At 61.3% G+C, this 4,269-nt stretch carries 6 protein-coding genes; 2 read left to right on the forward strand and 4 right to left on the reverse strand.

Features of this window, described 5'->3' with window-relative positions; translation table 11 throughout:
- The first annotated feature begins 316 nt into the window (after positions 1-316).
- Complete coding sequence (locus HP499_RS21310) at positions 317-913, forward strand: Rho termination factor N-terminal domain-containing protein (RefSeq protein WP_172326111.1); 597 nt, start codon at positions 317-319, stop codon at positions 911-913.
- 37 nt (positions 914-950) lie between these two features.
- Here HP499_RS21310 and HP499_RS21315 read toward each other — a convergent pair whose 3' ends face one another.
- The 4 genes from HP499_RS21315 to HP499_RS21330 form a co-directional block, all read right to left on the reverse strand.
- Positions 951-1,865, reverse strand: a complete 915-nt coding sequence (locus tag HP499_RS21315) for an alpha/beta fold hydrolase (RefSeq protein ID WP_253951730.1) — start codon at positions 1,863-1,865, stop codon at positions 951-953.
- Between the two features lie 34 nt (positions 1,866-1,899).
- Positions 1,900-2,280: an STAS/SEC14 domain-containing protein gene (locus tag HP499_RS21320; RefSeq protein WP_172326112.1), complete on the reverse strand. Its 381-nt coding sequence runs from the start codon at positions 2,278-2,280 to the stop codon at positions 1,900-1,902.
- A gap of 106 nt (positions 2,281-2,386) precedes the next feature.
- A complete protein-coding gene (locus HP499_RS21325) occupies positions 2,387-2,671 on the reverse strand; it encodes a winged helix-turn-helix transcriptional regulator (RefSeq protein ID WP_172326113.1) in 285 nt (94 codons plus the stop codon).
- Positions 2,668-3,072 (reverse strand): VOC family protein, encoded by a 405-nt coding sequence (locus tag HP499_RS21330; protein WP_172326114.1) that lies wholly within the window; start codon positions 3,070-3,072, stop codon positions 2,668-2,670. The genes HP499_RS21325 and HP499_RS21330 overlap by 4 nt, the downstream gene beginning before the upstream one ends.
- 153 nt (positions 3,073-3,225) lie before the next feature.
- On the opposite strand from HP499_RS21330, the gene HP499_RS21335 reads away from it, so the two are divergent.
- Positions 3,226-4,269, forward strand: a 1,044-nt coding sequence (locus HP499_RS21335; RefSeq protein ID WP_172326115.1) for an iron ABC transporter permease, incomplete at its 3' end; no start/stop codon positions are given.

Consider the following 4,269-nt stretch of genomic DNA (forward strand, 5'->3'; position numbering starts at 1 on the left):
AACCACGCGATGGATCCGCAGGATGGGTTGGAAACATCGCCCAAAGGTGAGGTGGGATCTGAGTGGCGGCCCACTGCAAGACCTGCCACCCAGTACGCCTACGCTCTTGCCCAGACATATATAAGGTGCTGGGTAATCCTCAAGAATCAGTCAGGGAAACCTCAAGATTGCCTCAAGATCCCAAGACAGCTGTAGCCATCAGCCATCTTGGCGGCCCATTGAGCTCCGCAGGGCCGGTGAATCTTGACGGCGCCTTCCGAAGGGAATAGACAGTAAGTACCCTTATAAATATCCGGTCCCGACTGAAGGAGTGTCCATGAACGAGAAGCCCGGCAATCAGACGCCGAACACGCCCGGGGTGAGCGAAACGGAACTTCGTGGAATGAAGGTTGATGAACTCCGACAGGAAGCCCGGGAGGAGAACATCAGCGGCGTTTCGGACATGCGCAAGGAGGAGCTGGTGCACGAAGTGGCCGAAGCACGCTCCTCCGGTGAACAACGGAAACAGGACGGCCCTGACTCAGTTGGCGCCGGGCCGGACGACGGCAAGATCCGGACCGGCGAAGCGTCCTCCAGCTCGTTGAAATACTCACAGCAGGTCACTTCTCCAGAGGACGAGCCCGAGCGGGAAGGAAGGAGCCTCGTAACAACGCATCATGAAGTCATCAAGCAGTGGGCCGAGGAACGCGGCGGGGTGCCTGCAACTGTTGAAGGCACTGAACACGGGGATCACTTGGGCGTACTCCGTATTGATTTTCAAGACAAAGATAACAATCTCCGGCGCGTGAGCTGGGAAGAATGGTTCAACACTTTCGATGCCCGCCGCCTGAACTTCATCTATCAGGAACAACGCTCGGACGGCAGCCAATCGAACTTCTTCCGACTGGAAAACCCGGACCGGGAAGACGCATAGGCGTAAGTACGCTTATTTTCGGATTCAACCGGACGGCTTAGGGGCGTAGGAGAAGGTCGGCGACAGCGTTGGCGAACGCCAGAGGGGCCTCTTGGGGCACGTTGTGCCCTATTCCCTTTAGCCTGCGGACTTCGAACGGACCGGCGAAGTGCTTCCGGTCCCGCTCAGAGTCGTCCGGCCCGAACCCGTCGGCCAGTGCGTCGAGTGAAATCGTTGGCACCAAGATGGGAGGCGATTTCGCCAGAAACGCCTCGAGCTCGTCAAAACGATCGTCACCATCCGCGGCCCGATGGCGATGGCGATAGGAATGCACCGCGACATCAACGAAGTCCGGGTTGTGCAGACTGGGACTGCTGGAGGTGTAGGCCTCGCCGGCGTCAGCCCATTCCGGTGACCACAATCGCCACAGCAGGCTGCACAATTCATCCCGGTTGGCCTGAAGCCCTGCGCGTCCTCGATCGGTGTTGAAGTACCACTGATACCAGTCCCGATACTCCTCCATCGGGGCTGCCGGCTCCACCGACGAGGCGATGTCCTGGATCGAGTAGCCCCCGACTGTCACAAGCCCGGCAATGCGTTCGGGGCGCACGGCTGCGGCAATGCAGGCCGCCCGGCCGCCCCAGTCATACCCGGCGACCACTGGGCGCTGCAATTCCAGGACATCGATGAGATCGAGCAGATCCTGTCCGACGGCCGCTTGTTGGCCGGAGCGAGGCGTCGCGGCCTTCCGGAACCGGGTCCCACCGTACCCGCGGAGGTAAGGAGTGATGGAACGAATTCCGCGCTCCGCCAACAACGGGGCAACTGCTTGGAAGCTGAGGACGTCGTAGGGGAAACCGTGGAGGAGCACCGCAACCGCCCCGTCGGCCGGACCGTCGTCGTAGTATGCAATCTCGAGGTCCTCAGTCATCACAGTCCGGAGTTCGCCCATGGTCATACTCCAGTGAACCATTTACGGTCTCGGGAACCTCCCAAAGTCCGTAGCGTCAGGAATACGGATCGGTGAGGAGCCAGGCCAGGGCCTCATCCTGGGAGGGATAGAACCGGGTCGGACAGGGAAGAGTCCGCCGCGCCATGGCAAAATTGGCAATGACGCGGTTGACAGGATTGGAGCCGACCAAGGCAATCCGCGAAGCCGCGCACTTGGTGCTGAAAACGGATTTGGCCTGGCGGGTAACGGTCTTAGTGTTCGTTATGTCAATCAGCATCGGGTACTCGGAACCGTCGGCGACGTCGTTGATTGTCATCATCGCCGAGCGCACGTCGTCTGCCGTCAGGACAGTCCCCGGATTCCAGACGAGGCGAAGAACTCCCTCGGCATCCAGTTCGACCGTTCCCTTGCCGCCATCAACAATTATTGGCTTCATCCCCGCGCCCCCAACATCGTTTGGTGGTCCTAAGACTAGTCCGTGATCCGGCGGTGGCTCCATATCTGCCGTGAGCTTGTTGGGTGGCATCGCGCTTCCCGCCACATCAAGACCGTTCCTCGCCACCCCATCGCGCCAGCGCGATGATCGCCTCACGCAAGGCGAGCCCGCGATCAGTCAGCGCGTAGGCCCGGGTGTTGTGCCGTAGCGGCAGTCGGAATAACACACCGGCTGTCTCGAGCTCGCGCAGGCGGGTCGCAAGTATGTTCGTAGGTACTCCAAGATCGCGTTGCAGATCGCCATAGCGCTGCGGCCCGTCGAGCAGTCGCTCCACAATGAGGAGGGCCCACCGCGACCCGACGACGTCGAGGGCTGCGGCGAGATTGCTCACGCGCCCTGATCGGCGTCCGGCTTCATCCAAAATGGCGAGTAATGGTAGCCGTCCGGGTCATCGAATTGGCGCTGGTACATGAAGGGATAGTCGTCGGTGTCACCGATCCGCCCGCCGGCGGCGCCAGCGCGCTCGGTGAGCTCATCGACCGCCTCCCGACTGCCCAAGTCGAATGAGACCGTGACCTTCGAGGGTGTGCCCGGTCCGCCGACCAACTCCTCGGCACCTCCGACGCTTGCATACATCTCCCGGCTTCCGAGCATGACGTACTGCTCGGGCGCGATCATGAAGCAGGAGACGTTGTGGTCGGACATCTCCGCGTTCATGGTCCAACCGAGGGCGGCATAGAAGGTGGTCGCGCGCTCGACACTCTCAACCGGGCAGGTAATGAAAAGACTCATGCCTCATACTTGCAAAATGCAAGTGCGACGTCAAGGGCTTGACCGAGCAAGCGGACTCTACCCACGCCGGGTTGACCTCATTCGACGAGACAAGCACGGTAAATGCGAATGAGTCTCAGTTAAGCTAAGCTTCGGGTGTGATTGGACACTCCTATGACCGCTGACCTCTCCCGTCTCCCCAGTGGTTCCGGCATCAGCCCCACTGCCCCACCGCCGATCCCCCGCAGAACGGCCCTTGAACGGCTGCTAACGCCGTCCCTGGCACTAGGCATCCTGGTACTTTTGGTGGTTTCGGGCAGCACAGGACCACTTCAGACCACCTTCATCGAATCCCTGCAGATCATGACCGGCCACCTGATTCCGGGCATGCCTTGGATGACCGACGGCTCGCTCAGCGTGTCCCAGGACCAAGCTGTGTGGAGCTTTCGCGTACCGAGGGCCCTGCTGGCAGGAACCGCCGGTGCCAGCCTCGCATTAGCCGGTGCACTGCTGCAGGCAAATGTCCGCAACCCCCTCGCTGAGCCCTACATTCTTGGCGTTTCGGCCGGGGCCGGAGTGGGCGCGGTGCTTGCCATCGTGGCGGGTTCGACGGCGGTGGCAGGCATCGGCTTGAACGCCTCGGCCTTCGTAGGGGCTGCTGCAGCGACGGCCCTGGTGTATCTGCTGGCAAAACAGGATGGCGTCATCGCGCCCTCCCGCTTGATTTTGGCCGGCGTAGCCCTTGGCTCCCTGCTGGCTGCCATCACGAACTTCCTCACCATCACCACTGACGCGCAGAACGTCTACAGTGTGCTGTTCTTCCTGCTGGGTAGCGTCTCTGCGGCCACATACCCGCAACTGCTGCTCCCCGGATTCGCTCTGCTGGCTGTGGGTGTTTTCGCCATGTTGCGCTCCCGTGCCCTCAACGCCTTCCTGGCCGGTGACGAAACCGCCACGGCTTTGGGAGTAAATGTGGAATCGATGCGTCGAACGCTTCTTCTGGCTACCGCGCTGCTGACCGCCACTACGGTTGCGGTCTGCGGTGGAATCGGATTCGTTGGCCTGGTGGTGCCGCATGCGGCGCGCATCCTGGTTGGCTCGGACCATCGAAAAATGCTCCCGGTCACGATCTTCGGCGGCGCCCTGTTCCTCATGTTCACCGACCTCCTGGCACGCACCATCGCCCAACCGGCGGAGATCCCCTTGGGCATCCTCACC

This window comes from Paenarthrobacter sp. CM16 (assembly GCF_013179505.1).
In the GTDB taxonomy this organism is placed as follows: Bacteria; Actinomycetota; Actinomycetes; order Actinomycetales; family Micrococcaceae; genus Arthrobacter.